The organism is Streptomyces sp. 11-1-2, from assembly GCF_003595545.1.
Lineage (GTDB): Bacteria > Actinomycetota > Actinomycetes > Streptomycetales > Streptomycetaceae > Streptomyces > Streptomyces hygroscopicus_B.
This window is the reverse complement of record NZ_CP022545.1, coordinates 1,403,982-1,429,312: the sequence shown is the minus strand read 5'-3', so window position 1 is coordinate 1,429,312 and position 25,331 is coordinate 1,403,982. Positions and strand designations below refer to the sequence as shown.

The 25,331-nt window shown below is 70.6% G+C and carries 24 protein-coding genes and 1 pseudogene; 13 read left to right on the top strand and 12 right to left on the bottom strand.

Features of this window, described 5'->3' with window-relative positions:
- Positions 1 to 5 precede the first annotated feature (5 nt).
- The gene (locus CGL27_RS05805) at positions 6 to 761 is read right to left on the bottom strand and encodes a dienelactone hydrolase family protein (RefSeq protein WP_119985050.1); all 756 of its coding nucleotides are present in this window, start codon (positions 759 to 761) and stop codon (positions 6 to 8) included.
- Positions 762 to 888: 127 nt separating this feature from the next.
- The gene (locus CGL27_RS05800; protein WP_119985048.1) at positions 889 to 1,497 is read right to left on the bottom strand and encodes a 3'-5' exonuclease; all 609 of its coding nucleotides are present in this window, start codon (positions 1,495 to 1,497) and stop codon (positions 889 to 891) included.
- A gap of 352 nt (positions 1,498 to 1,849) precedes the next feature.
- On the opposite strand from CGL27_RS05800, the gene CGL27_RS05795 reads away from it, so the two are divergent.
- Positions 1,850 to 3,415 carry an alpha-L-arabinofuranosidase B gene (locus CGL27_RS05795; protein WP_119985046.1) on the top strand — a complete coding sequence of 522 codons (1,566 nt, stop codon included), beginning with the start codon at positions 1,850 to 1,852 and terminating at the stop codon, positions 3,413 to 3,415.
- A gap of 43 nt (positions 3,416 to 3,458) precedes the next feature.
- On the opposite strand, the gene CGL27_RS05790 is transcribed toward CGL27_RS05795, so the two are convergent.
- Positions 3,459 to 4,229 (bottom strand): SDR family oxidoreductase, encoded by a 771-nt coding sequence (locus CGL27_RS05790; protein WP_078638783.1) that lies wholly within the window; start codon positions 4,227 to 4,229, stop codon positions 3,459 to 3,461.
- A 136-nt stretch (positions 4,230 to 4,365) separates the two neighbouring features.
- Between CGL27_RS05790 and CGL27_RS05785 the strand changes: the two genes are divergently transcribed.
- The 3 genes and pseudogenes from CGL27_RS05785 (at position 4,366) to CGL27_RS05775 (ending at position 6,072) form a co-directional block, all read left to right on the top strand.
- On the top strand, positions 4,366 to 4,959 hold the full coding sequence (locus CGL27_RS05785) for a TetR family transcriptional regulator (RefSeq protein WP_162952887.1): 594 nt from the start codon (positions 4,366 to 4,368) through the stop codon (positions 4,957 to 4,959).
- Between the two features lie 129 nt (positions 4,960 to 5,088).
- Positions 5,089 to 5,466, top strand: a complete 378-nt coding sequence (locus CGL27_RS05780; protein WP_119985044.1) for a DUF2255 family protein — start codon at positions 5,089 to 5,091, stop codon at positions 5,464 to 5,466.
- A gap of 92 nt (positions 5,467 to 5,558) precedes the next feature.
- A pseudogene (locus CGL27_RS05775) lies at positions 5,559 to 6,072 on the top strand (dehydrogenase).
- A 66-nt stretch (positions 6,073 to 6,138) separates the two neighbouring features.
- Here the strand turns inward: CGL27_RS05775 and CGL27_RS05770 are convergent.
- Positions 6,139 to 7,020 (bottom strand): aldo/keto reductase, encoded by an 882-nt coding sequence (locus CGL27_RS05770; RefSeq protein ID WP_119985042.1) that lies wholly within the window; start codon positions 7,018 to 7,020, stop codon positions 6,139 to 6,141.
- A 203-nt stretch (positions 7,021 to 7,223) separates the two neighbouring features.
- Positions 7,224 to 8,087: a helix-turn-helix transcriptional regulator gene (locus CGL27_RS05765; protein WP_119985040.1), complete on the bottom strand. Its 864-nt coding sequence runs from the start codon at positions 8,085 to 8,087 to the stop codon at positions 7,224 to 7,226.
- 195 nt (positions 8,088 to 8,282) lie between these two features.
- Between CGL27_RS05765 and CGL27_RS05760 the strand changes: the two genes are divergently transcribed.
- Together CGL27_RS05760 and CGL27_RS05755 are read left to right on the top strand one after the other, a co-directional pair.
- Positions 8,283 to 9,050, top strand: a complete 768-nt coding sequence (locus CGL27_RS05760; protein ID WP_119985038.1) for an SDR family oxidoreductase — start codon at positions 8,283 to 8,285, stop codon at positions 9,048 to 9,050.
- A gap of 63 nt (positions 9,051 to 9,113) precedes the next feature.
- Positions 9,114 to 9,329, top strand: a complete 216-nt coding sequence (locus tag CGL27_RS05755; RefSeq protein ID WP_078638778.1) for a 4-oxalocrotonate tautomerase family protein — start codon at positions 9,114 to 9,116, stop codon at positions 9,327 to 9,329.
- A 56-nt stretch (positions 9,330 to 9,385) separates the two neighbouring features.
- On the opposite strand, the gene CGL27_RS05750 is transcribed toward CGL27_RS05755, so the two are convergent.
- Positions 9,386 to 10,672, bottom strand: a complete 1,287-nt coding sequence (locus CGL27_RS05750; RefSeq protein WP_119985036.1) for a cytochrome P450 — start codon at positions 10,670 to 10,672, stop codon at positions 9,386 to 9,388.
- 767 nt (positions 10,673 to 11,439) lie between these two features.
- Between CGL27_RS05750 and CGL27_RS05745 the strand changes: the two genes are divergently transcribed.
- The 6 genes from CGL27_RS05745 (at position 11,440) to CGL27_RS05720 (ending at position 18,162) form a co-directional block, all read left to right on the top strand.
- Complete coding sequence (locus CGL27_RS05745; protein ID WP_159037676.1) at positions 11,440 to 12,228, top strand: hypothetical protein; 789 nt, start codon at positions 11,440 to 11,442, stop codon at positions 12,226 to 12,228.
- Between the two features lie 91 nt (positions 12,229 to 12,319).
- Positions 12,320 to 12,583 carry a hypothetical protein gene (locus CGL27_RS05740; protein ID WP_119985032.1) on the top strand — a complete coding sequence of 88 codons (264 nt, stop codon included), beginning with the start codon at positions 12,320 to 12,322 and terminating at the stop codon, positions 12,581 to 12,583.
- A gap of 18 nt (positions 12,584 to 12,601) precedes the next feature.
- The gene (locus CGL27_RS05735) at positions 12,602 to 13,897 is read left to right on the top strand and encodes a histidine kinase (RefSeq protein WP_162952886.1); all 1,296 of its coding nucleotides are present in this window, start codon (positions 12,602 to 12,604) and stop codon (positions 13,895 to 13,897) included.
- Positions 13,894 to 14,544 (top strand): response regulator transcription factor, encoded by a 651-nt coding sequence (locus CGL27_RS05730; RefSeq protein WP_119985029.1) that lies wholly within the window; start codon positions 13,894 to 13,896, stop codon positions 14,542 to 14,544. The genes CGL27_RS05735 and CGL27_RS05730 overlap by 4 nt, the downstream gene beginning before the upstream one ends.
- A 223-nt stretch (positions 14,545 to 14,767) precedes the next feature.
- Positions 14,768 to 15,535, top strand: coding sequence for an ABC transporter ATP-binding protein (locus CGL27_RS05725; RefSeq protein ID WP_119985027.1), 768 nt, complete (start codon positions 14,768 to 14,770; stop codon positions 15,533 to 15,535).
- A gap of 95 nt (positions 15,536 to 15,630) precedes the next feature.
- A complete protein-coding gene (locus CGL27_RS05720) occupies positions 15,631 to 18,162 on the top strand; it encodes an ABC transporter permease (protein WP_119985025.1) in 2,532 nt (843 codons plus the stop codon).
- Positions 18,163 to 18,273: 111 nt separating this feature from the next.
- On the opposite strand, the gene CGL27_RS05715 is transcribed toward CGL27_RS05720, so the two are convergent.
- The 5 genes from CGL27_RS05715 to CGL27_RS05695 all read right to left on the bottom strand — a co-directional run bounded on the left by CGL27_RS05715 (position 18,274) and on the right by CGL27_RS05695 (position 22,480).
- Complete coding sequence (locus tag CGL27_RS05715; protein ID WP_119985023.1) at positions 18,274 to 19,437, bottom strand: serine hydrolase domain-containing protein; 1,164 nt, start codon at positions 19,435 to 19,437, stop codon at positions 18,274 to 18,276.
- 117 nt (positions 19,438 to 19,554) lie between these two features.
- Complete coding sequence (locus CGL27_RS05710) at positions 19,555 to 20,265, bottom strand: response regulator transcription factor (RefSeq protein ID WP_119985021.1); 711 nt, start codon at positions 20,263 to 20,265, stop codon at positions 19,555 to 19,557.
- Positions 20,262 to 21,311: a histidine kinase gene (locus CGL27_RS05705; RefSeq protein ID WP_240450948.1), complete on the bottom strand. Its 1,050-nt coding sequence runs from the start codon at positions 21,309 to 21,311 to the stop codon at positions 20,262 to 20,264. Before CGL27_RS05705 ends, CGL27_RS05710 begins: the two co-directional genes overlap by 4 nt.
- A gap of 114 nt (positions 21,312 to 21,425) precedes the next feature.
- Positions 21,426 to 21,980: a TetR/AcrR family transcriptional regulator gene (locus CGL27_RS05700; RefSeq protein ID WP_078638768.1), complete on the bottom strand. Its 555-nt coding sequence runs from the start codon at positions 21,978 to 21,980 to the stop codon at positions 21,426 to 21,428.
- Positions 21,981 to 22,006: 26 nt separating this feature from the next.
- A complete protein-coding gene (locus CGL27_RS05695) occupies positions 22,007 to 22,480 on the bottom strand; it encodes a nuclear transport factor 2 family protein (RefSeq protein ID WP_119985018.1) in 474 nt (157 codons plus the stop codon).
- Between the two features lie 251 nt (positions 22,481 to 22,731).
- On the opposite strand from CGL27_RS05695, the gene CGL27_RS05690 reads away from it, so the two are divergent.
- On the top strand, positions 22,732 to 24,063 hold the full coding sequence (locus CGL27_RS05690; protein WP_240450947.1) for an FAD-linked oxidase C-terminal domain-containing protein: 1,332 nt from the start codon (positions 22,732 to 22,734) through the stop codon (positions 24,061 to 24,063).
- A 52-nt stretch (positions 24,064 to 24,115) separates the two neighbouring features.
- Here CGL27_RS05690 and CGL27_RS05685 read toward each other — a convergent pair whose 3' ends face one another.
- Positions 24,116 to 25,279 (bottom strand): acyl-CoA dehydrogenase family protein, encoded by a 1,164-nt coding sequence (locus CGL27_RS05685; RefSeq protein ID WP_119985015.1) that lies wholly within the window; start codon positions 25,277 to 25,279, stop codon positions 24,116 to 24,118.
- Positions 25,280 to 25,331: the final 52 nt, after the last annotated feature.

Here is a 25,331-nt window from a genome sequence, read left to right as displayed (position 1 = left end):
CATGGTCAGAGAGTGCGGCCGAAGAGCTCGAGCAGGGCCTCCCAGTGGCGTTCGGCGGCCTCGGCGTTGTAGGAGACGGTGTCGGCCTGGGTGTAGCCGTGCTGCGCGCCCGTGTAGACCTCGGCGCGGTGGCGGACACCGGCCTCGGTGAGGGCCTTGTCCAGGCGCTCCATCTGCTCGGGCGGAAGGGAGTGGTCCTGGTCCGCGTGTCCGAAGTACAGCTCGGCGGTGACCTGTCCGGCCACCGTGTGCGGGCTGTCCGGTGCCTCGGTGGCCAGGTTGCCGCCGTGGAAACCGGCCGCCGCGGCAACGCGGTCGGGGTAGCTTCCGGCGGTACGCAGGGCCAGCCCGGCGCCCAGGCAGTAGCCGGTGATGCCCACGGGTCCGTCGGTGGCCTGCGGGCAGGAGGCCAGCCAGTCCAGATAGGTGCCGGCGTCGTTCATCGCGCGCTCGGGGGTGAGCTCCTGTGCGATCGGGAGGATGTCCTGGAAGATCTCCGGACGCGCCGCGAAGTCGAGGAAGTCGGGCAACTCCACCACGGGAGCACGCCCGTGGCGGTAGAAGACGTTGGGCGCCAGCACGGTGTAACCGGCCGCGGCCAGGCGGTCGGCCATCCCCCGCAGGTGGGGCCGGAGGCCGAAGGCGTCCATGTACAGCAGAACGGCCGGGTGGCGGTCGGTGTCGTCGGGATGGACCAGATAGGCATCGGCGATGCCGTCCCGGGTGGGGATGTCGACGGCTGTTCCGCGCACTGCGGTCATAAGGGGGTTCCTTTCTTGCATACCGGACGACGCGCATGAGCGCCGCCGACCAAGATCTCCGGGCCATCGTGCCACTCGCCAACAGCGCGTCGTACGACACGCCCGCGATGGCCGATTCGCTCCACCGCTAGAGCCAGCCCTCGGGCAGGGCGGCCCCACCGGCGTATACGTGTCTGATCGCCGCGGCGATCGAATAACAGTCGAAGAGCGCTGAATGCTCCCTGCCGGCCACGGGTTTGGGCAGATTGAGTGCTTCCCATAGCCGACCGGAGTTGGCCGATGCCGTTATCGGTGCGACGCTGTTCAGCCATGGGCGGATATTCAGGAAGCCGGCGCTGAGAAAGCCGTTCTTGATCTCCTCCCCGCGGGCCCGGGCCCATCCCACGTTCTCCCCGAGGACGACCATGTCGTTGCCGTAGGAGAGCACGGACTGGCCCCGGCAGAACGCCAGGAAGTCACTGAGCGCCTCGGCGGGGGCGACTCCCTCGCGGTCCACGGTTTCCTGGTCGATGCCCGTGAGGCCGGTGAAGAAAGGGGACAGCCGCGGGTTGACCACCGGCCTGACCAGCGCCTCGTATTCCTCGACAACCGAGTGGTCGTCAGCGGAATGACCGGTGCTGATGCGCAAGGCGCCGATCTGGACGATTTCGCGAAGCTGCCCCGGCTCCGACCAATCCTGCTCGAGCGATCCCGACCATGAGGTGAACTCAAGGTCGAACACGACAAACGTCGACAACCGGTCTCTCCTCGTTTCGGTGTGGGGCGAACGAACCGTATGAGCCGCTGCGCAGGAGACTACTCCTCTCCGAATACCTTCCCGGGCCGGGATCCCGGTGGGCCGCCGAGCGATGTCGGGGCCGAAGACGGCGGCGGGCTTGGCACCCAATGGCGTCCGAACGCCGGATGGCATGGCGGTGCGGAAACTGCCCCGCCGTCCCGTGCCGGGAGCGGCCAAGTCGTCCACGGCCATTGACGCCGACGGTCGCCGGTTCTACCGTCAGGTTCGATTTCACGGTCAACGTACGAAATATCGAACCAGAATCATGACATGCACCTGACACTCGGCATGCACGGGGAAGGGCACCCCCATGAAGGTTCCTTCAGGTCTCACGCGTCTCGCGAGGGTGAGAAAAGCGCTGCTGTCGGCGGGTACGACAGCGGCCCTCGTCTTCGGGTTCCTGGCCGGCGGCGCGGGCACGTCCCGGGCCGCGGCGTCCCTGCCGTGCGACATCTACGCCTCGGCCGGTACGCCCTGCGTGGCCGCGCACAGCACCACACGCGCCCTCTACGCATCCTTCAACGGCCCGCTCTACCAGCTGAAACGCGCCTCCGACGGCGGCGTGGCCGACGTGGGAACGCTGACGGCGGGCGGATACGCCGACGCCGCCCGGCAGGGCTCCTTCTGTGCCGGAACGACCTGCGTCATCAACGTCATCTATGACCAGTCACCGCGCCACAACCACATGCCCATCGAACCGGCCGGGACCGCGGGTCCCGCCAACTCCGGTGTGCCCGCCGACGCGTTACCGGTGACCGCGGGTGGTCATCAGGTTTACGGCGCGTCCTTCTCCGGCCGCATGGGTTACCGGCACACCGCGGCCTCCGGTGTCGCCGTCAACGGCCAGCCCGAGGGTATGTACATGGTCACGTCCGGCACCCACGTCAATGGACTGTGCTGCTTCGACTACGGCAACGCCGAAGTGCAGATCGCCGACACCGGCAACGGCCACATGGACGCCATCAACTTCGGCACGGAGTGCTGGTTCCCGCCGTGCAGCGGATCCGGGCCCTGGGTGCAGGCGGACCTGGAGAACGGCCTGTTCCAGTCGGACAGCGGCTACAGCGAGAACCCCTCGAACACCGGCAACCCGGCGCCCTTCGTCACCGCCCTGCTGAAGAACAACGGGCAGAACCACTTCGCCCTCAGGGACGGCAATGCCCAGTCCGGCAAGCTCACCACCCAGTACGCGGGGCCGGAGCCGTCCAGGCCGGGCTACTCGCCGATGCACCAGGAGGGCTCCATCGTCCTCGGGACCGGCGGTGACAACAGCAACGGGTCCATCGGGTCCTTCTTCGAAGGCGTGATGACCAGCGGCGTTCCGACCGACGCGGCCGACGACGCGGTGCAGGCCAACATCGTCTCCGTGGGCTACGGCGCGCCCAGCCCGGTCGCGGGCGGCACCCTCAACGCGGGCTCGACGATGTCCCTGCGGGCGACCACCCCCGGCTACACCGACCGCTACATCCGCCACCAGGCCAACAGCGCCGTCACCTCCGTGGTGTCCTCCGGAAGCTCCGCACTCGACAAGGGCGACGCGTCCTGGATCGTGCGGCGCGGCCTCGCCAACGCCTCGTGCGTGTCGTTCGAGTCGCGCAACTACCCCGGTGACTTCCTGCGGCACTACAACTACCAGTTGCTCCGGCAGCCGATGGACGGCACCGCGGTCTTCCGGGCCGACGCGACGTTCTGCCCCCAGACCGGCAAGAGCGGCCAGGGCACCTCGTTCGCTTCGTACAACTACCCCGACCGGTTCATCCGCCACTACGAGAACAAGGCGTACATCGCCTCCAACGGAGGATCCAACGTCTTCGACAGCGCCACGTCGTGGGCCGATGACGTGAGCTGGCAGGTGTCCGCGCCCTGGACGCCGTAGGTCGCCGTAGAGCGCCCTGGCCGAGACCGGCTCTGAGGGAGTCTCAGTCGCGCAGGCTCATGCCGCCACAGACCGACCACACCTGGCCGTTGACCCACTCGGCGTCGTCCGAGAGGAGAAAGGCCACGGTGCCGGCCACGTCCGCGGGCTCGCCCAGCCGCGGACTACGGGCGATCTTCAGCGCCATGGCCTGCAGCCGCTGGTCGTCCCGCTGCTTCTGGGTGTCGCCCATGACCAGCCCGGGCGCCACGGCGTTGCAGCGGATGCCCTCCTTGCCCCACCGGGAGGCGATATGGCGGGTCAGCGCGTTGATCCCGGCCTTGGAGGCGGCATACGCGGGACGCCGGGGCTCCCCACCCCAGGCCGCGCCGGAGGAGGTGTTGACGATGACGCCGCCGCCCTGGGCCAGCAGCCGTGGGATGACCGCCCGGCAGGTGAGGGCGTAGCCGAGCAGGTTCACCTCGTGGGTGCGCCGCCACAGGGCCGGGTCCATCTCCAGCAGGTCGGTGTCCCGGCCCAGGTGGTCGTCCGAGAGGTCGGCGCCGACGTTGTAGAGCCCGTCGACCCCGCCGAACTCGGCGGCGGCCCGGTCGACCAGCGCACCGATCGACTCCTCGTCGGCGAGGTCGAACTCGACGGCGACCGCGGTGCCGCCGGCCTCGGCGATGCGCTGGGAGGTGGCCTTCGCACCCACGAGGTTGATGTCGCCGACGACGACCGAGGCGCCCTCCTCGGCGAGCCGCTCGGCCGTGGCGGCGCCGATCCCGGTGGCGCCGCCCGCGACGACGATCCTCTTGCCCTGAAGTCCTCGCATGCCGCTCTCCCGCTCACAGAGGTCTGGAACCGAAGAATCACCGTGAATCAGCATTCCTAGCATGGAACCCGGTGTCACAACAGGGCTCGGATCTCATGACTGCGATCGTGGTTCAGCCCACCGGTAGAATCGCGGGGTGAACGGAACGGCGCGTACGAGCACGAGAGACATCGCGCGAGCGGCCATCCGGGCCGAGCTGGCCGAGGTGGCGTCCGGCCTGTTCCGGAGCAAGGGCTTCGAGAAGGTCACCATCAACGACCTGGCCGCGGCCGCCGGTGTCTCGCGCAGCACCTTCCTGCGCTACGTCGGCAGCAAGGAAGAGGCCGTCCTCAGCGCCTTCGACGCCTACGGCGAGCGGGCCGCCGACGCCCTGCGGGCCAGGCCCGCCGAAGAGGACGACTGGACGGCTCTGCGGCGCGCGCTGGACGTCGTCCTCGCCTACCACCGCCGGGACCCGGTCAGCGCCCTCGCGACGACCCGTCTGGTCCGGAACACCCCCGCCCTGTGTGCCCGGCTGCTGGAGAAGCAGAACGGCTGGCGGCCCGTGCTGGCCCAGGCCCTCGCCGAGCGGCCCGGCGACGATCCGCGTCCCACCCCCCTGGCCCTGTCGGTGAAGGCCGCCGCCGCACTGGGCTGCCTGAACATCGCCCTCGACCACTGGACGGCCTCCGACGGCCGCCCCGACCTCACCGCCCTCCTGGACGAGGCGTTCGCCGCCCTCGCCGGGTGACCTCCCGCTCGGCATACTGGTCGGTGGGGCATCGTTCGCCGGCCGCCCAGGGCGGAGGGTTATCTCCCTGGTTGCTTTCCTCCCGAGATGGAATTCTCCCCTTTCGGTTACTCGTGAAGGAGGCAGACGATGACGACATGGACCAGCGACGAACTCAACCGGATCGCGACGACGGACGAGCTGGAAATGGCGCCGCTGCAAGGCGACGGCACACCGCGTACGGCGGTGCCGATCTGGGTCGTGCGTGACGGCGACGACCTCTACGTCCGCTCCTACCGGGGCACCGGCGGCTCCTGGTGGCGCACCGCCCACGGGAGCCACGAGGGCCACATCCGCTCCGGCGGCGTGGACCGGGACGTCACCTTGATCGAGGAGGGCGACCCCGGTGTCAACGACCGGGTCGACAACGCGTACCGCTCCAAGTACGGCCGCTACAGCGAAACCTATGTCGAGCCCATGGTCGCGGACACGGCGCGCGCCACGACGCTGAGGCTCGTGCCCCGGTGACGGCGAGTGAGCGGGTCACCGACGACCGCCTTCACCACACCCCGCCATCGCGACACCCCGGCCCCTGAGGCGCCCGAGCACCCGGAGAACCCATGACCACCCTTGCCATCATCGGAGCCGGCCCCGGTCTCGGCGCCGCCGTCGCGCGGCGCTTCGGCCGTGGCCCTGGGGCCGATCGAGGTTCTGCAGTACAGCCCGGTGCCGCAGCGGGAATTCATGCTGCCGGTCCTGGACACCACCGCCGATGACCTCGTGGGCCCGGTGGAGTTCTCCGTGTACGGCCCCGTCACCGCCGTACGGCAGGTGCTCCCCGGTATGCGCGCCCTGGGCCGGGGCACGGTGCTCTTCGTCAACGGAGGCACCGCCGTGGTGCCGCACTCCGAGCGCGCGGGCACCTCCGTCGCCTTCGCCGCCGAGAGCGCGTACGGCCGGCTGCTGCACGACACCCTCGCCGACGAGGGCATCCACGTGGCGCAACTGATCATCCCGGGCGCGATCGTTCCCGGACACGAGAAGAAGGACCCGGCCGTGCTGGCGGACACCCTGTGGACCCTGCACCAGGATCGGCACGGCTTCCGGCACTTCGCCGACGATCTGGAGTCCTGACCCGGTCCGGGGGAGGTGTTCCCGTGAGCTGTGCGGGGCGGCCCGGTGGCCGCCCCGCGCGGTGTCTCAGGAGAAGGTGCCGGGCCCGACGTGGTCGGGGTCGGGACCGCCGCGCGCTCCGGTGTCGAGCGCGTCGATGGCGGCCACCTCGTGGGGGGTGAGGGAGAAGTCGAAGATCGCGATGTTCTCCGCGATGCGGTGTGGTTTGACGGACTTCGGGATCGCGCACAGGTCGTGCTCGATGTGCCAGCGGAGGATGATCTGGGCCGGGGATTTGCCGTATTTCTCGGCGAGGCCGGTGATGGTGGGTTCCTTGAGCGGGTCCCTGACCTTGTCCGGGCTCTCGCCCCCGTAGCGGTTCACTCCGCCGATGGGCGACCAGGACTGGGTGAGGATGCCCTGGCGGACGTCGAAGGCGCGCAGCTCGGGCTGGCTGAAGAACGGATGCAGTTCCACCTGGTTCACGGCGGGCACGACGTCGGTGCGCGCCATGAGATCGGTCAGGTGCGCGGGAGTGTGGTTGCACACGCCGATGGCCCGCACCCGGCCGTCGGCGAGCAGCTTCTCGGCCGCCTTGTACGAGGCCACCGTGGTGTCGAACGCGGACGGGGCCGGCCAGTGCAGCAGATACAGGTCGAGCCGGTCCAGGCCCAGCTTGGTGAGGCTGGTGTCGAAGGCGCGGAGGGTGGCGTCGTAGCCGTAGTCGGTCATCCACACCTTGGTGATGACGAAGATGTCCTCGCGGCCGATGCCCGAGCGGGCGATGCCCTCGCCGACCTCCTTCTCGTTGCCGTAGGCGGCCGCGGTGTCGATGAGGCGGTAGCCGTTCTCGATCGCGGTCGTCACCGCGGGGATGGTCTCGTCGGGCGGGCTCTGGTAGACGCCGAGGCCCAGAGCGGGCATCCGCACGCCGTTGTTCAGGGTCAGAAGGGGGGCTGGTCCATTCATACGGGATCCTTGTGTGCGTCGGAGACCGGCGGGCCCGCCCGGTGCCGTGCCCCGGCATGGGTTGAAGCCCGCTCGTACTGCGACAGGGGTTCCCGATGACGGGCCGTGTGCTCGCTCCGTACCCCGAACGTCACCACGTTGGCGCGATCAGGGCGCTGTGCCCGGCCCCGGAGGCCGCCGCCCCGGCGCCGAATGACAGGGGATCACGGTGAGGTGCTGTTCTCGTCGGCCGTCATGTCCTGTGTGCCGATGACCGAGAGAAGTTCCAGCTGGGCGGCGCCTTCGGTGCCGGGCGGGGCGCTGAACCACAACAGGCGCTGGCGGCCGTCCTCGCTGAACAGGGAGTGGCAGTCCAGCTCGATGACGCCCAGCACGGGGTGGACGATGCGCTTGTGGTCGGTCCGCCGGAGGGCGACGTCGTGGGTGTCCCAGAGGGTGGCGAACTCCTCGCTGTGGCGTCGGAGCGCGGCCACCATCCGCCGTACCTCGGTGTCGCCGCCACGCCGGGCGGCGACGGCCTGCAGGTCGGCGACGAAGACCCGGGAGTGGTGGGGGTGGTCCTCGGGCGGGTAGAGCGCACGGGCGTCCGGATCGGTGAACCAGCGGTGGACGAGGCTCGCCGCGGGCCCGCGGACCGCACGGGGACGGCCGACCAGCGCGGCGGCCAGCTCGTTCTGCACCAGGGTCTGATGCAAGTCGGTGATGACCTGGGCGGGGGTGGTGGCCAGCCGGTCCAGCAGGCCGAGCAGGGCCGGCTGGACCTGCGCGGCCGGGCCGTGCGTCACCGGGGGAACGGGGCGGTCGGCGAGGTGGAACAGATGGTCGCGCTCGTCGCCGTTCAGCCGCAGCGCCCGGGCGAGGGCGGTCAGCACCTGGGCCGAGGGCTGAGCGCCGCGTCCGCGCTCCAGCTCGGTGTAGTAGTCCGCGGACAGCCCGGCCAGCTGGGCGACCTCCTCGCGCCGCAGCCCGGGCACCCGGCGCCGCGGACCGGTGGGCAGGCCCACGTCGGCCGGGCGGATGCGGTCGCGCCGGGACTTCAGGAACGCGGCGAATTCGGAGTGGTTCACACCCCCCATGGTCGCCTGTGCCGGTGGGCTGAGCCAGGGGCTGACAACCCCTGGGTGGGGACAGCCCTGGCTGGCACGGAAACCCCGGCCCAGAGTGGAAGCACCGAAGGGGAACGGCGGCGACACCGCCGACGCCCCGGGGCACGGCCACACCATGTGGCATCCGCCAGTCAGCACCCTGTTCCAGGAGTCTCCATGTCACCCCAGGCAACCGCGCCCCCGCACTCCACCGACCGGCCCCGCGTCGCCATCGTCACCGGCGGCTCCCGTGGTATCGGCCAGGAGGCGGTGAAGCGGCTGGCCGCCGACGGATACGCCGTCGTGGTCGGATACGCGGGCCACCGGGAGCCGGCCGAAGCCGCCGCCCATGACATCGCCGCCGCCGGTGGCCGGGCCGTCGCCGCCCAGGCCGACGTGGCCGACGAGCAGCAGGTGGCCGCGCTCTTCGACACCGCGGAGTCCGAGTACGGCGGGGTCGACGTCGTCGTCCACGCGGCCGGCCGGCTGTACCTGGCCCCCATCGCCGAGCTGGACCTGGCGGAGCTGGACGCGCTGCACCGCACCAACATCCGCGGAACCTTCGTCGTCGCCCAGCAGGCCGCCCGCAGGATCCGCGGCGGCGGGGCGCTCATCACCTTCTCCACGTCCATTGTGGGCCTGGCCCTCCCCGCCTACGGCGCCTACAGCGCCAGCAAGGGAGCGACCGAGGCGCTCACGATGATCCTGGCGCGCGAGCTGCGCGGCCGGGACGTCACCGTCAACACCGTCGCCCCCGGCCCCACCGCCACCGATCTGTTCCTGGAGGGCAAGGACGAGGAGACCATCACCCGGATGGCGGCCCAGCCCCCGCTGGAGCGCCTCGGCACCCCCACCGACATCGCCGAGGTCGTCGCCTTCCTCGCCTCCCCGGCCGGCCACTGGGTCAACGGCCAGGTCATCCGCGCCAACGGCGGCATCGTCTGACCGCCACGGCGCCCCCGCACGACTGCTTTCCACCCCGTTTCCCCGCCAGGAGAGAGAACGACCATGCCCTTCGCGAACTTCAAGGTCCCCGCCGGATCCCTCGACGAGAAGCAGAAGCAGGAGATCGTCACCCGCACCACCGAGCTGTACGTCGACATCTACGGTGAGCGCGCCCGCGCCAACACCCTCGTCGTGGTCGAGGAGGTCACCGACGGCGGCTGGGGCATCGGCGGCAACGTCCTGACCCTCGCCATGCTCCAGCAGCCGCCAGGCCACTGATGCCACCACACACCCACGGCCCCCGGCGCCGCTCGGCGCCGGGGGAGTCCCGGGTGCTAGCCCGCGGTGACCGCCGTGGGGCTGAACGTGACGGGCAGCGATTCCAGGCAGCGGTACCAGAAGGAGTCCACCCACTTCAGCTCCTCGGGCGCGACCGCCAGCGTCAGGTCCGGAACGCGGTCCAGCAGCACCTCGATCGCCGTCTCCGCGATGATCCTGGCCGTCTCGGGGCCGCCCACCGGGCAGCCGTAGTCACCGCCGCTGAAGCTGACGTGCGAGTGGTTCCCGCCGTGGCCGACGGGGGTGTCGGGCCACAGCAGCGGATCGGCGTTGGCGGCGGCCAGGCCGAGGACGACGAGGTCGCCGGTGCGGATGCGCCGGCCTCCGAGGGCGGTGTCCCGGGTGGCGTACCGCCCGATGAGGTTCTGCAGCGGGGAGTCCGCCCACAGCACCTCGTTCATGGCCTCGCCGATGCTGCGGCGGTTGCCCGAGAGGGTCATGGCGAAGCGCTCGTCGGTGAGCATCAGCCGCAGGGTGTTGCCGATCCAGTACGAGGTGAGCGGCAGCGCGGCGGCCATCAGCACCATCAGGTCGGCGGTCTGCTGCTCCTCGGTCAGGTCCGGGGTGTTCAGGATGAACTGCGAGGTGAGGTCGGGGCCCGGCGCCTCTCGCTTGGCCTTCACCAGCTCCGCCACGTACGCGGCGACCTGCTGCTTGCCGGTGATGGCTTCCTCGTTGGAGAGGAACGATACGGTCAGCCCTCCCGCCAGGGCCTCCAGCCCGGCCTCGTCGTCGGCCAGGCCGAACAGCTCGGCCGCGGCGAGGGTGGGCACCGAGTAGATGTAGTCGTACACCAGATCCGCCTTGCCGCTCACGGCGAACTTGTCGATGAGCTGGTCGGCGAAGCGCTCGCAGTGCCCGCGCAGCACGAAGGGGTCGACCGTGGCGAGGGCCTCGCTGGCGGCCGTCGCACGCTGCCGGTGCTCCTCGCCCTCCGTGAAGGGCATCATCGGGCTGTACGCCACCCACGGCATGAGCGGCCAGTCCGGCGGCACGCTGTCCCAGCCGTTCCAGCGGCGCGGGTCCCGGCCGAAGGTCTCGACGTCGGACAGCACCTGGCGCGTCTCGCGGTAGCCGAGGACGAACCAGGCGTCGATGTCGCCTTCGAGCAGGACGGGGGCGACCTGTCCGCTGTCGTGCCGTATCCGCTGGTAGGTCTCGGTCGGCCGGCGCCGGAAATCCGGCCCGTACAGTCGTGCGGCGTGGGCGGGGCAGCCCGGGGGTGGTGCCTCCGGTGTGGGGTGCGGGGCCTGCGTGTCCTGGTCGTCCTGGGGGTTCGTCACTGCATTGTCTTCCTCGGGAGCGGCGGATCTGCGGGGCTGCCGGGAGGCTAACGAAGTGATCGCGTCAGGCCAACTTCCCTGCGGTGACGATGCCTCGGCGGATCCCCGTGGTGCGCCGGGCGAGTCGTGGACGAGATGGGGCGGCGGGCGGTCCGTCGTGCTCCCGTATCCGCTGCGGCGGGCGGTGCATATCGCACTGCGCGGGGCTGCTGTGCATACATGAATGGCCCCTCCATGAATTCAGACGGATAAATGCGAATGCGAATTCCGGACACTGTGGGAGTGGGGTGGACGTCGCCACGGAGGCGGTGGTGGGACGTGTCGTGCGTTGACGCGCGTCGACGCGTCGGAATTCCTCGTTCAATGCGGCACAAGACCCATTCCGCTTTTGCCGGGTAGGGCAGCCCAGGAGCCGGGAGGCGATTTTCCGTACCGCCCGGGCTGTAATACCTGGCCGGATACCGTTCTCGCCGCCCGCAGTCCCTTGCCGTGCGCACTTCACCGCGCGATACCGTGCGGCCGGGATTTCACCGGGGGCATCCGCTCCCTGTCCCGATCAAAATTTGGGGGGACTGGTGCAGATACGCAAGGTCGTTTTAGCGGCGAGCGGAGTGGTTTTCGCGTTCGCCCTGACGATTCCGGCGGCCGCGTCCGCCGACTCGCACAGCACCGTCACACATACCGCGGACACCGCGGTATCCACACACAAGAGTGCGGCGTCCCGCTCATCCGCTGAGTCCGCCCAGAATTACTGGACTCCACAGCGCATGCGCAGAGCCGTCGAGGCCGACACGCCCGCCGATGCCAAGGCGTCCCGGAAGGCGGCCATCGACGCGGCGGCCAAACCCTCTCAGCTCGCGAAACCGCAGAAGGCGACCACTTCGAAGAAGGCCCGCGGGGTCCGGATCGCGACCTCGATCGTGCAGGGGAAGGTCTTCTTCCACAACCCGACCAACGGCGGCGACTACGCCTGCTCCGCCGCGGCGGTCAACAATCCGACGAAGAACATGGTGTTCACCGCCGGGCACTGCGTCCACGGTGGCGCCGGCGGCACCTGGGCAACCAACTGGGTGTTCGTTCCCGCCTACTACAACGGCTCACGGCCGTACGGAACCTGGTCCGCCAAGACGCTCACCTCGTTCAACGGCTGGATCAACAGCAGTGACCTGAACTACGACATCGGCGTGGCCAACGTCTGGGACAACGGCTCCAGCAAGCTGGTCAACACCGTCGGCGGCATGGGGCTCGGCTACAACTACGGGTACGCCAACACCGTGACCGTCTGGGGCTACCCGGCCGCCTTCGGCTATGACGGCGAGGTGCCCTACGTGTGCCAGAACATCGGCACGTGGCAGGACGGCTCCCGGGTGCAGAACGGGTGCACCATGGTCGAGGGCGCCAGCGGCGGCCCCTGGCTGCGGGACTACAACGAGACCACGGGCCTGGGGACCGAGATCGGGGTCACCAGCACCCGGACCGATCCGCCCGCCTACATCGACAGCCCCTACTTCGACAACAAGATCCAAACGATCTACAACAACACCGCCAACGGCTGAGCACCACACCGCCAACGGCTCAGTACCACACCGCACTCGGCCGGGGCCCCGCAGCCAGGGGTCCCGGCCTCCGGCATCGGGAGAGAACGCCATGCGCCCGCTCACTGCAGCCCTCCTCACCGCGGCGATCGCGGCAACCGGCATCGTCGCGGCCCTCGCCGTCACCGCCCGGGGCCAGGACACCGGCGATCCCCCCGTCCCGGACACCCCACGGAGCGCCCCGGACACCCCGCGGAGCCACCGGGCGGATCCGCCGGACCCCTCGTACTGGACCCCGGAGCGGGTGCGCGACGCCCGGCCCGCTCCCATGCCCACCGATCCGCGCACGGGAGGCGGGCGGCAATCGCCGCCATAGGTGCGTAAGGTGGCGCGGGTGCGAATAGCTGTGTCCTCCGGCCGCCGTGCCGGATACCGACCTTGGCCGGGGCGGATCCTGATCTCGGCGCTGGTGCTGTTGTCCCTCTTCTCCGTCTATGGGGACGTGACGGAGCGGATCGTCTTCGACCCGACCTTCGACACGGAGGCATTCGTCGGGGACTGGGTGCCGGTCTGCTCCGGAGCCCTGGCCGGGGGGATGGCCGTGCTGGCCGTGATGCGCGATTCCCGCTGGGTCCCGCGGGCCGCGCTGGTGGCTTGCGCCGGCACCTTCGTGGCCACGGTTGCCTACCACCTGCTGCCGGTGAACATGGTGACCAGCGAGAGCAGCGGCAGCGAACTCATGGGCCTGCTGGTCCTCCTCGCCGTGGCGGTGCGCCGCTGCACGCCCAGGTGGGCACCGGTGGTCGTGGCGGCCCTGGGCATCAGCGTGTTCTCCGTCCCGCTGCTGCGGGACTCGGATCCCGGCGACTTCTCCGGCAGCACCGTGCTGGCCCTGGCCCTGGCCTTCGTCTGCGGCCTGGTACTGCGCCTCTACGACATCCAGCAGGAACGCACCGGACAGCTCGTCCGGCAGGAGGAACGGCTCGCGCTCGCCCGCGACCTGCACGACACCGTGGCCCATCAGGTGACCGCGATCGTGGTGCAGCTACAGGCCGTGCGCCATGTCACCGGCCGGGGCACCCCCGACCCGCGGATGCTGAACGAGATGCTCGAGGCCGTCGAGAACGCGGGCGGCGAGGCGCTGACGTCGATGCGGCGTCTGGTCGGTTCGATGCGCGGTGACGAGACCCCGAGGCATCCCGAGAACCTCGGCGAGGTGCTGACCCGCATCGTGGACGAGGCACGGGCGACGGGGCTGCCGATCCGGCTGGACCTCGGGCGGGACCTGCCGGAGGACGTCCCCACGGAGGTCACCGGCGGGCTGAGCCGCGTCTTGCAGGAAGCCCTGACCAACGCCCAGCGCTATGCGCGCGGAGCGCGGTCGGTGGACGTGTCCGCCCGGGTCGCGGCGCGCCACGCCGAACTGGTCGTCGAGGACGACGGACAAGGCTCCCCGTCCGGACACCGCGGCAGCCTCGGCCGGCTCGGCGGCGGCTTCGGCATCATGGGCATGCGGGAGCGGATCGAGCTGCTCGGCGGCGCCTTCGAAGCGGGGCACCGCCCCGAAGGCGGGTGGCGTGTCCACGCCTCCGTACCGCTGCACCCCGACGAGGCGTCACGGAACGCCCGGGCACGCGGGCGGCACGCCGTACGATCCGGGTTGCGGCTACGGGAGGGCAGGACGGCATGACCATACGCATCCTGGTCGCGGACGATCAGCACCTGGTGCGGGCCGGGTTCCGCATGGTGCTGTCGGCCGAGTCCGACATGGAAGTGGTGGCCGAGGCCGCCGACGGGGCCTCGGCCCTGTCGCTGGCCCGCGAGAGGAGGCCGGACGTCTGCCTCGTGGACATCCGGATGCCTCCGCCCGACGGTCTGGAGGTCACCCGCCGACTGGCCGGCGGCGGTCATCCCGGAGCGCCGAAAGTGGTCGTGGTCACCACCTTCGACCTCGACGAATATGTGTACACGGCGCTGTCGAACGGAGCGTCGGGCTTCCTCCTCAAGGACGCCGGTCCTGCGCTGCTGACCGAGGCCGTCCGGGCGGCCGTCCGCGGGGACGCCATGGTCGCCCCGCAGATCACCCTCCGTCTGCTGCAGCACTTCACCAAGGCGCGGCGACGCGGCGCAGCCGAGCCGGCCGAGCCGCTGACCGACCGCGAGGAGGAGGTCGTCCAGGGCATCGCCCGCGGACTGACCAACCCGGAGATCGCCGCCGAGCTGTACATCGCGCCCAGCACCGTCAAGACGCATCTGGGGTCGGTCCAGGCGAAGCTGGGCCTGCGCAACAGGGTCGAGGTCGCGGCCTGGGCCTTCCGCTCGGGGCGTGCCGAATAGCGGTCCGGCCGGAATAGCGATCTCGCCGAAACAGCGGTCCGGCCGTCATTGCGGTCGGGCCGGAATGGCGGTCCCGCGGCGATCTCCCCCGATCGGGGGATGCGGTGCCGGATGTTCGGGGGATCCGCCGGCGGGTGGCCGAGCGGGAGGCTCATGGAGGTCGCCATCCGCGGCGACTCCCTCTGCTGCGAGGGCATCCACCGAGCGTCCACCGAGGATCGGCATGCACGCGAACCTGCCCCCTTCCGCCCCCGAGAGCTACGCGGCCCACGCCACCGACCTGACGAAGGTGTACGGCACGGGGGACACCCGTGTGGTGGCCCTCGACACGGTCACGGTCGGCTTCGTCCGGAGCCAGTTCACCGCGATCATGGGTCCGTCCGGGTCGGGGAAGTCCACCTTGATGCACTGCATGGCTGGTCTCGACTCGCTGTCCTTCGGATCGGTCCGCCTCGGCGACACGGAGATCGGCTCCCTGAACGACCGTCAGCTCACCCGGCTGCGCCGCGACCGCATCGGCTTCGTCTTCCAGGCGTTCAACCTGCTGCCCACCCTGAGCGCCGAGGAGAACATCACCCTCCCCATGGACATCGCCGGCCGCAAGCCGGAGCGGGCCTGGCTGGAGAGCATCATCCAGACCGTCGGCCTGGCCGACCGGCTCGACCACCGGCCCGGCCAGCTCTCCGGCGGCCAGCAGCAGCGCGTCGCCGTCGCCCGCGCGCTGGCCGGGCGGCCCGACATCGTCTTCGCCGACGAGCCCACCGGCAACCTGGACTCCCGCAGCGGGGCCGAGATCCTCGAGTTCCTGCGTGGCTCCACGAGCGCGCTGGGTCAGACCGTCGTCATGGTCACCCACGACCCCGTCGCCGCCTCCTACGCGGACCGTGTCGTCTTCCTCGCCGACGGGCGCATCGTCGACGAACTCCGCGCGCCCACCGCCGAGGCCGTCCTGGAGCGCATGGGACGCCTGACGCCCGCGTACCAGGTCTGACGCCCAATGCCCCGCGCCTGACGGCCGCTCGCCACGTCTGACGTACGCCCTGCTCCCGAGCACCCCTCACCCGGCACCCTCCCGGAAGGCCGCCCGTGTTCCGCACCGCCTTGCGCAACGTCCTCGCGCACAAAGCCCGCCTGCTGATGACCATGCTCGCCGTGCTGCTCGGCGTCGCCTTCGTCGTGGGCACCCTCGTCTTCACCGACACCGTCGGCAACGCCTACAAGGAGCGCTACCTCACCACCCTGCGCAATGTCTCGGTCCAGGCCACCCCGCCGTTCGACGAGAAGGCCGGCGAGCCCGGAACCGTGGGGGAGGACACGCTGCGGCGTCTGCAACGGCTGCCCGGCGTGGCGTCCGTGACCGGTTCCGTCGAAGGGTTCGCCGCCGTGGCCGCGAAGGACGGCCATCCGCTCGGCGAGGACGACGTGACCATGGCGGGCAACTACTTCCCCCAGGCCGACGGTAAGGACAACCGCCACCCGCTGACCGCCGGACGCGCTCCCACCGGGCCCGACGAGGTGCTGGTGGACACCAGCACCGCCGACCAGGGCGGTTACAAGGTCGGCGACACCGTCCGGCTGGCCGTCGACGGACCGGTGCTGCACAAGAAACTCGTCGGCATCGTCCGCACCGACGACACCTCCGGCTCCGGCGGCACCTTGGTGCTCTTCGACGACGCCACCGCTCAGAAGCTGCTGCTGAAGCCCGGTCACTACGACGCGGTCTCGCTCGAGGCCGACCGCGGCACCTCCGAGCAGCGGCTCGCGGCCGAGGCGCGCGACCTGCTGCCCGAGAACTCCGAGATCAACACGGGGGCCCAACTGCGCGCGCAGCAGCAGGCCGATGCCGCCGAGGGGGCCAAAGGGCTCAGCCAGGTGCTGCTCGTCTTCGCGGCCATCGCCCTGTTCGTCGGCATCTTCGTCATCGGCAACACCTTCACCATGCTGGTCACCCAGCGTTCGCAGGAGATGGCCCTGATGCGGGCCGTCGGCGCCGAGCGCCGCCAGGTGACCCGCTCCGTCCTCATCGAGGCCGCCCTGCTGGGGCTGTGCGCAGGGGCCGCGGGGTTCCTCCTCGGTATCGGCGTGGCCATGGGCATCCGGCAGCTGTTCGCGTCCACCGGATCCGGCTTCCCCGACGGGCCGTTGGTCGTCGCCCCGGGCACCGTACTGGTCTCGTTCCTGGTGGGCGTCGTCGTCACCATGCTCGCCGCCTATCTGCCCGCCCGCCGCGCCGCCGCCGTGCCTCCCGTGGCCGCCATGTCCGCGCTCCACACACCCCCGCCGGTCCGCAGCCTCCGCAGGCGCAACGCCATCGGTGTCGCCCTGATCGTGATCGGTGTGCTCGGCGTGGTGTACTCGGCGTCCAGCGGCGAGCAGGGCCGGACCATCGTCCTCTTCCCGGCCGTCCTGCTGCTCATCGGCATCATCGTGATGACCCCGGCGCTCTCCGGCCCGGCCATCGCCCTGGCCGGCCCCCTCCTGCGCCGCTTCGGTGTCCCGGGCACGCTGGCCCCGCGCAACGCCCTGCGCAACCCCCGGCGCACCGCCTCGACGGCCTCGGCCCTGATGATCGGGCTGTCCATGGTCACCGGCCTCACGGTGGTCGCGGTGTCCGCCACGACATCGCTGCGCCAGCGGGCGGAGAACACCGTCACGGCCGACTTCGAGATCTCGTCGAGGAGCAGCGGTCACCTGCCCGCGTCGGTCCATGACACCCTGGCGAAGTCCACGGCCGTGACCTCCTCGAGCCCGCGGCGCGAGAGCGCCGTCCGGATCGGCGGCGACGAGGTGAACCTGACCGGTGTGGACGCCCGGAGCATCGGCGACCTCCTCGATCCGAGCTTCGTATCGGGGTCGCTCGCGGCACTGGGCGCGGACGGCGGCAAGAACCTGCTGATCGACACCTCCACGGCCGACATCTACGGATGGACCATGGGACAGCGGGTGCCGGTGGTCTACGGCGACGGCAGCCGGGGCACCCTGCGGATCGGCGGCATCTACCGCAACGACGAATTCCTCCCGGCCACCATGATGCCGCTGGCCACCCTCCAGCCCCATCTGAAGGAGATCGAGGACACCTCGGTCCTGGTGCACACCAAGGACGGTGACGGCGAAACGGTACGTCGGTCCCTGCAGCGCGCCCTCGACCAGAACCCCCTCATCCGGCTGCGGAACACCGACGACCTGGCCGAGTCCGCCGGCGGCGAGTCCATCACCCTGCTCCTCAACGTCCTGTACGGGCTGCTGGCCATGGCCGTGGTGATCGCCGTCCTGGGAGTCGTCAACACCCTCGCGATGTCCGTGTTCGAGCGCACCCGTGAGATCGGGATGCTGCGCGCGGTGGGGCTCCAGCCCGAGCAGACCAAGCGGATGATCCACCTGGAGTCCGTCCTCATCTCGTTGTTCGGGGCCCTGCTGGGCATCGGCGCGGGCATCTTCCTCGGCTGGGCCGCGGGCAGGCTCGCCTCCGACAGCATCCAGGGCTACGAGATGGTCATCCCCTGGGGCCGCATCGCCGTGGCCCTCGCGGGCGCCGCACTCGTCGGCGTGGTGGCGGGACTCTGGCCCGCCCGCCGGGCGGCCCGGCTGAACGTCCTCACGGCCCTCAAGGCGGACTGAGGCGCGTGCGGGACGGTTTGGACCCGGGCGGCGGTCGGACTGGTTCCACCGCCGCCACGCGTGCCACCCGGCGCTTTCCCCCGAGCGTTCCGGGGTTGCCCGCCCGAGCGCTCAGGGGTTGCCGTAGGCGGCCACCATGATGTTCCGCACCACCTCGTTCATCTCCTGGCCTTTGGCGTCCGTGGAGTTGACGCTGTAGACCAGGGTGCGCGAGCCGTCGCGGGTGGAGGCGATGGCGGTGTTGTAGCCCCAGCGGCTGCCCGACTTTCCCCACACCTCACGGCCGCCCAGCTTCTTCATCGAGAGGCCGACCGAGTACGAGGCCGGGTCGCCGGTCTTGAAATCCGCCACCTTCGGCAGGGTGAACATCTCCCGCAGCAGCGGGCCGCCCACCACCCGCCCCTGGAACAGCGCCTTGGTGAACCGCTCCAGGTCCGCCGTGGTCGAGACGATGTCACCGGCCGCCCAGCCGTCCGTCGGCCCCCACACCGACACATCGCGCAGACCGGTCGTGCCGTCGTCCAGCCGCATCGTCTGGTACCCGTGGTTGTGCGGGCCGAGGATGCGCGGATCGGTCCCGGGGAGATAAGTGTCGCGCAGCCCCAGCGGCTTCAGGATCCGGCGGGTCACCTGGTGTTCGTACGAGTCGCCCGAGATCCGCTCGATGATCAGACCGGCGATGGCGTAGCCGATGTTCAGATAGTGCTGTTTCTCGCCGGGCGGGAACTCGCGGTTCTTCGACGTCGCCGAGCGGACCATGTCCTCGGGGTCATGGATCCGGAAGCGGTAGGCGTACCACTCCTCGACCGTGTCCCCGGGGAGGTCGGGGGCCGGGATGCCGTGCGTGTGATTGAGCAACTGCCGGACGGTGACCTTCCCGTACGACGCCGGGATCAGCTCCGGGAGATACGAACGAGCGCTGCGGTCCAGGTCGAGCGTGCCCTCGGCGGCCAGCTGCAGGGCGACCGCGGCCGTGAAGACCTTGGTCACGGAACCGGCGCGGAAGCGGCCCGCCGGATCGGCCGGCCGGTTGGTCCTCAGGTCGTGCACGCCCGAACTGCCTCTCCAGACGCCCTCGGAGCCCCCGACCCGTACCAGCGCGGCCGTCGCGTCGCTCGTCGGCAGACCCGCGATGGCGGCTTCCAGCTCGGGAATCCCGGATGGCGTGGGGACCGCCGCGGACGAGGTGGCCGCGAGGGCCGGCGGCACCGCCGGACCCGCCACGACGCCCAGGACGAGCGCCGCGGCCAGCAGCGTGCGTCTGGTGCTCTGCATGGTCAACTCCAGTGATAGGGGCGCGATATGAGCGCCGTATGAGCCGTTGCTCCCGATGGCTCCATCCTGGTGACCGGCGGTCTGTCGCGGATCGCCCGCGCGAGCCTGTTCCGGGTGTCAGTTCCTCGCCGACGCGGGGGAGGAACCGGGCCGGGACGCTCCCCCGGGCGGGGGATCCCCGGCCGTGATCAGGCCCGTCTCGTACGCGCAGATCACCGCCTGAATCCGGTCCCGCAGCCCCAGCTTGGCGAGCACATTGCCGACATGCGTCTTGACCGTGTGATCGCTGACCACCAGCTCCGCCGCGATCTCGGCGTTCGACAGGCCGCGCGCGAGCAGCAGCAGTGTCTCCCGCTCCCGTGCGGTCAGCATGTCCAGGCGGGGATCGGGCCGCCGTGGCCGGACGGTCGCCCGGGTGTACTGCTCCACCAGACGCCGGGCCACCGACGGCGCGAGCAGCGAGTCGCCCCGCGCCACCACCCGTACCGCGTGCACCAGATCGTCCCTGCGCACATCCTTCAGCAGGAAGCCGCTCGCGCCCGCGTGCAGCGCTTCGTACACATACTCATCGGAGTCGAAGGTCGTCAGCATCACCGTCCGGCAGGCGCCCTCCGCGCCGATCTCGCGGCATGCCTCGATACCGTCCATACCCGGCATCCGGATGTCGAGCAGCGCCACATCGGGCGCGTGCCGCCGCACCGCCTCGACGGCCTCGGCCCCGTCGCCCGCCTCCGCGATCACCTCGATGTCCGGCTGGGCGTCAAGGATCATGGAGAAGCCGCTGCGCACCAGCTCCTGGTCGTCGGCCACCACCACACGGATCGTCAACGCGCCACCTCTGCCGAGGAGAGTACGGGGAGGCGGACCCGTACCTCGAAGCCCCGGCCGTCCGGGCCCGGCCCGGTGACCGCCGTACCGCCGTGCGCCGCGGCCCGCTCGCGGACCCCGATCAGGCCGTGGCCGCCGCCGGTACCGGACTGCGGTCCGCGCCCGTCGTCCAGCACCCGGATGTCCAAGGCGCCCTCACCATACGTGAGTTGAACGGAGACGGTACGGGCTCCCGCGTGCTTGACCACGTTGGTCAGCGCCTCCTGGACGATCCGGAACACGGTCGCCCCGGTGGCGTCCGGCAGTGGCCGCACGGCCCCCGCCGACTCGTACGCGACCTCGAGGCCACTTGCCCGTACCCGGTCGAGAAGACCGGACAGACCGGCCAGGCCCGGCTGCGGCTCCCGCGGGGCGGGGCCCGGCTCGTCGCCCGTGCGCAGCACTCCCAGCATCCGGCGCAGCTGGACCATCGCCTCCCGGCCCGTCGTGGAGATGGCGTCGAAGGCGGCCTCGGCCCGCTCCGGAGCCGTCCGCACCGCCACCGGACCGGCCTCCGCCTGCACGATCATCAGGCTCACCGCATGGGAGAGGATGTCGTGCATCTCCCGTGCGATCCTGGCCCGTTCGCGGGCGGCGGCCCGCTCCGCCTCGATCCGGTTCGCCCGCTGCCGGGCATCGGTCAGCCGACCGAAGACATAGGCCGCCGCGAACACGAAGAGGGAGAAGGTGAGCTCGCGCGCCGTCCGGGTGTTCAGCCACACCGAAACCGGCACGGCAACCGCCAGCAGCCCCCCGGTGACCAGCCGCTTCCACGGCGGTGAACCGGCGGCGAGCGTGTAGACGATGACGAGCCCGGTGTACGGCAGCGGCTGCCCGGGGCCCTCCACGGCCGGCTTGTACAACGCGCTCGTCGCGATGATGGCGATCAGCACGGCAAGGGGAGCGCGCCGACGCCAGATCAGGGGGACGACGGTGAGCGTGGTCAGCCCGTAGGCGGGCCAGGTCGCCGGCTCCAGATCGGGTGACCGCGGCACCACGAACGGCATCGTCATGGCCGCCTGGACCAGGAGCGCGATCCACAGGTCAACGGCCTGGGGATGGGCTGCTCCCAGCGCCCGGCCCCGCTCCCACCACCCCCGCACAAGACAGGATGGTATCCGTTATGCCGCCTCCAGCAGGAGGCGCGCGGCCTCTTTCGCCCGGTGCGCGGGTTCGGCGCTGCCGGTGATGGCCGCGGTGGTGATGGCGCCTTCGGCGAGGAGGCCCAAGTGCTGGGCCAGCGAGGCCGGTTTGCCCGCGGCCGCCGTCAGCTCGGCGAGGTACCCGAAGAACGCCTCCTTATGGGCGCGTGCCGTCTCGGCCACGGGCGAGGAGGTGGCGCCGAGTTCCCCGAAGGAGTTGCTGAAGGCGCAACCCCGGAAGTCCGGCTCGCCGAACCACTCGTGGAGCCAGTCGAAGACCGCGAGGACGCGCTCCTCGGGGGTGTCCTGGGCATCGGCGTACGCGGCCAGCCTCTGGCGCCAGCGGATGTCGCGCCGCCGCAGATACGCCTGTATGAGCTCTCCTTTGGACGGGAAGAGCTGGTAGAGCCGTTTGAGGGAGACGCCGGAGGCGGCGCGGATCTCGTCCATGCCCACCGCCTGGAGCCCCCGTCCGTAGAACAGGGTCTCGGCCGCGTCGAGGATCCGGAGTTCCGCGGTCTCGGGACTGATCATTTCGCCGTTCTCCTGGTGCCGGGCGGTCAGAGGCCGAGGTCGCTCAGCCCGGGGTGGTCGTCGGGGCGGCGTCCGAGCGGCCAGTGGTAGCGACGCTCCGACTCCTCGATGGGGAGGTCGTTGATGCACGCGTAGCGCAGGCGCATCAGACCGGCGTCGTCGAATTCCCAGTTCTCGTTGCCGTAGGAGCGGAACCAGTTGCCGGAGTCGTCGTGGCATTCGTAGGCGAAGCGCACGGCGATGCGGTCGCCGTCGAAGGCCCACAGCTCCTTGATGAGCCGGTAGTCCAGCTCGCGCGCCCATTTGCGGGTGAGGAAGGCGATGATCTCGTCGCGCCCGGTGGCGAACTCCGCGCGGTTCCGCCAGCGGGAGTCGACGGTGTAGGCCAGGGCGACCTTCTCCGGGTCGCGGGAGTTCCAGCCGTCTTCCGCCAGACGGACCTTCTGGATGGCGGTCTCCCGGGTGAACGGGGGGAACGGAGGGCGTGGAGCGTCGGTCACAGCGTCTCCTTATGAGCGGTGGAAGCGGGACGGGGAGGGGAGAACGAGCATTCTCCCCTTCCAGGTGCGAGCGTAGGAGAACGATGGTTCTCGCGCAAGGACCGGCCCGCGGCCGTCCTGGTGGCGGGGGTGGTGGGCACGGCTTATCGGGGTGGTGGGTACCGTGCGAGCGGAATGACCGTGCTCGACGACAAGGCAGGGGACCGGGCGTGTTGATCGATGATCTGCGGCAGGAGCTGCCGGACGGCCGGATGGTCGAGGACCCCGGCGTCGCCGCCGGTTTCGTCCACGACGAGGCGGAGTGGGCGCCGTACGGCACGCCCCTGGTGGTGGTGCGGCCACGTACGGCGCTGGAAGTGCGTTCCGTGGTGCGGGCCTGTGTACGGCACGGCGTTCCGCTGGTCACCCGGGGTGCGGGCACCGGTCTCTCCGGTGGCGCCAACGCCGTCGAGGGCTGTGTGGTGCTCTCCACCGAGGCCATGGACACCATCCACGAGATCGACCCTGTGGAGCGCCTCGCGGTCGTCGGACCCGGTGTGGTCAACGACGATCTGCGGGCCGCCTGTGCCGAGCAGGGCCTCTGGTACCCGCCGGACCCGGCGAGCGCGCCCTGGTCCACCATCGGCGGCAATGTGGCGACCAACGCGGGCGGGCTGTGCTGTGTGAAGTACGGCGTCACCCGCGACTATGTGCTCGGCCTGGAGATGGTGACCGGCACCGGTGAGCTCGTGCGGCTCGGCCGCAGGACCGCCAAGGGGGTCGCCGGGTTTGACCTGGCGGGGCTGATGGTCGGCTCCGAAGGCACCCTGGGAGTGATCACCGAGGTCACGGTGCGGCTGCGACCGCGGCGTGAGGCCGAGCGCACGGTCGCCGGATACTTCTCCTCGGTCGTGGCGGCGGGACGCGCGGTCGCCGCGATCGGAGCCGCGGGCCTCACCCCGTCCGCGCTGGAGCTGATCGACCGGCACTGCCTGGCGGCGGTCGACAAGTGGAAGAACATGGGCCTGTCGGTCGACGCGGACGTGGTGCTCCTCGGCCGTACGGACGCCCCGGGCCCGGCCGGTGCGCAGGAGGCCGAGCGCATGCTCGCCTGTTTCGAGGAGGCGGGGGCGACCTGGGCCGCGCAGTCCACGGACCAGGAGGAGGCCGACGCGCTGTTCTCGGCCAGGCGGCTCGCCTATCCGGCGCTGGAGCGGCTGGGCCCGGTGCTCACCGAGGACGTCTGCGTGCCCAAGGCCGCCGTACCCGAGATGCTGGCGCGGATCGAGCGCGCCGCCACCCGCCATGACACGCTCATCGCCAACATCGCCCACGCCGGTGACGGCAACCTCCACCCGCTGCTGATCACCCAGCCCGGCGACACGGCGGCCCGGGAGCGGGCCCAGGCCGCCTTCCACGACATCATCGCGGACGCCATCGACCTCGGCGGCACGGTCACCGGTGAACACGGGGTGGGTCTGCTGAAGCGGGACGGTCTGGAGCGGGAGCTCACACCGGCCGTTCTGGAGATGCACCGTGCCGTCAAGGCGGCGCTCGACCCGCACGGGATTCTCAACCCGGGCAAGGTCATCGCAGGCGGCTGAGCGCGCGGCGGCCGGGCGGACGTCACCCCGGCCCGCCTCACTCCACTCCGCCTCACTCCAGTCCGCCTCGCTTCACGAGCTGAGCCGCGATCACATTGCGCTGGATCTCATTGGTGCCCTCACCGACGATCATCAGGGGCGCGTCGCGGAAGTAGCGCTCCACGTCGAACTCGGTGGAATAGCCGTAACCGCCGTGGATGCGGACGGCGTTGAGCGCGATCTCCATGGCGGTCTCGGAGGCGAACAGCTTCGCCATGCCCGCCTCCATGTCCACGCGCCGCCCCGCGTCGGCCTCCCGCGCGGCGTACAGGGTGAGCTGGCGGGCCGCGGCCAGCGAGGTGGCCATGTCGGCGAGGTAGTTGCCGATCGACTGGTGTTGCCAGATCGGCTTGCCGAACGACTCGCGTTCCTGGGCGTAGGCCAGCGCGTCCTCCAGCGCCGCCCGGCCGACGCCGAGCGCACGGGAGGCGACCTGCAGCCGGCCGGTCTCCAGCCCCTTCATCATCTGGGCGAACCCCTTGCCCTCCACACCGCCCAGGACGGCGTCGGCCGGGGCACGGTAGCCGTCGAACGACAACTCGCAGCTCTCGACGCCCTTGTAGCCGAGCTTGGGCAGATCGCGGGAGACCGTCAGACCGGGCCCGTGCTCGACCAGCAGGATGGAGATGCCCTGGTGCGCGGGGGTGGCGTCGGGGTCGGTCTTGCAGAGCAGGGCGATCAGCCGGGAGCGGCGGGAGTTGGTGATCCAGGTCTTGGAGCCGTCCACCACATAGCCGTCCGTGTCCTTACGGGCGACCGTGCGCATCGCCTGGAGGTCGGAGCCGCCGCCCGGTTCGGTCAGCGCCATGGTGGCCCGGATCTCGCCGGTGGCCATCTTCGGCAGATAGCGGCGCTTCTGTTCCTCGGTGCCGAAGCGCAGCAGGAGGGTGGCGACCACGGTGTGGCCGCCCATCGCACCGGCCAGGCTCATCCAGCCACGGGCCAGTTCCTCGGTGATCAGGACATAACACGGGGTGGAGACGGGGGTGCCGCCGTACTCCTCCGGGATGGCGAGTCCGAAGACACCGAGCTGTTTCATCCGCTCGATCAGGGCCTCGGGGTAGGTGTTGGCGTGCTCCAGCTCCTGGACGACCGGTTTGACGTCGTTGTCCACGAAGTCGCGCACCGTCCTGACGATGAACCGCTCGTCCTCGGACACGATGTCGAGAGTGCTCATGCTCTGACGCTCCTGCGAGACGGGAAGACGGGGGAGACGGGATTGGCTTCCG

What these genes read in the sequence shown, in the direction of transcription:
- CGL27_RS05805 (WP_119985050.1), bottom strand. Translation starts at nt 761, where the DNA reads ATGACCGCAGTGCGCGGAACAGCCGTCGACATCCCCACCCGGGACGGC.
- CGL27_RS05795 (WP_119985046.1), top strand. Translation starts at nt 1,850, where the DNA reads ATGAAGGTTCCTTCAGGTCTCACGCGTCTCGCGAGGGTGAGAAAAGCG.
- CGL27_RS05790 (WP_078638783.1), bottom strand. Translation starts at nt 4,229, where the DNA reads ATGCGAGGACTTCAGGGCAAGAGGATCGTCGTCGCGGGCGGCGCCACC.
- CGL27_RS05780 (WP_119985044.1), top strand. Translation starts at nt 5,089, where the DNA reads ATGACGACATGGACCAGCGACGAACTCAACCGGATCGCGACGACGGAC.
- CGL27_RS05770 (WP_119985042.1), bottom strand. Translation starts at nt 7,020, where the DNA reads ATGAATGGACCAGCCCCCCTTCTGACCCTGAACAACGGCGTGCGGATG.
- CGL27_RS05760 (WP_119985038.1), top strand. Translation starts at nt 8,283, where the DNA reads ATGTCACCCCAGGCAACCGCGCCCCCGCACTCCACCGACCGGCCCCGC.
- CGL27_RS05755 (WP_078638778.1), top strand. Translation starts at nt 9,114, where the DNA reads ATGCCCTTCGCGAACTTCAAGGTCCCCGCCGGATCCCTCGACGAGAAG.
- CGL27_RS05745 (WP_159037676.1), top strand. Translation starts at nt 11,440, where the DNA reads ATGCGCAGAGCCGTCGAGGCCGACACGCCCGCCGATGCCAAGGCGTCC.
- CGL27_RS05740 (WP_119985032.1), top strand. Translation starts at nt 12,320, where the DNA reads ATGCGCCCGCTCACTGCAGCCCTCCTCACCGCGGCGATCGCGGCAACC.
- CGL27_RS05730 (WP_119985029.1), top strand. Translation starts at nt 13,894, where the DNA reads ATGACCATACGCATCCTGGTCGCGGACGATCAGCACCTGGTGCGGGCC.
- CGL27_RS05725 (WP_119985027.1), top strand. Translation starts at nt 14,768, where the DNA reads ATGCACGCGAACCTGCCCCCTTCCGCCCCCGAGAGCTACGCGGCCCAC.
- CGL27_RS05715 (WP_119985023.1), bottom strand. Translation starts at nt 19,437, where the DNA reads ATGCAGAGCACCAGACGCACGCTGCTGGCCGCGGCGCTCGTCCTGGGC.
- CGL27_RS05705 (WP_240450948.1), bottom strand. Translation starts at nt 21,311, where the DNA reads ATGCCGTTCGTGGTGCCGCGGTCACCCGATCTGGAGCCGGCGACCTGG.
- CGL27_RS05700 (WP_078638768.1), bottom strand. Translation starts at nt 21,980, where the DNA reads ATGATCAGTCCCGAGACCGCGGAACTCCGGATCCTCGACGCGGCCGAG.
- CGL27_RS05690 (WP_240450947.1), top strand. Translation starts at nt 22,732, where the DNA reads ATGGTCGAGGACCCCGGCGTCGCCGCCGGTTTCGTCCACGACGAGGCG.
- CGL27_RS05685 (WP_119985015.1), bottom strand. Translation starts at nt 25,279, where the DNA reads ATGAGCACTCTCGACATCGTGTCCGAGGACGAGCGGTTCATCGTCAGG.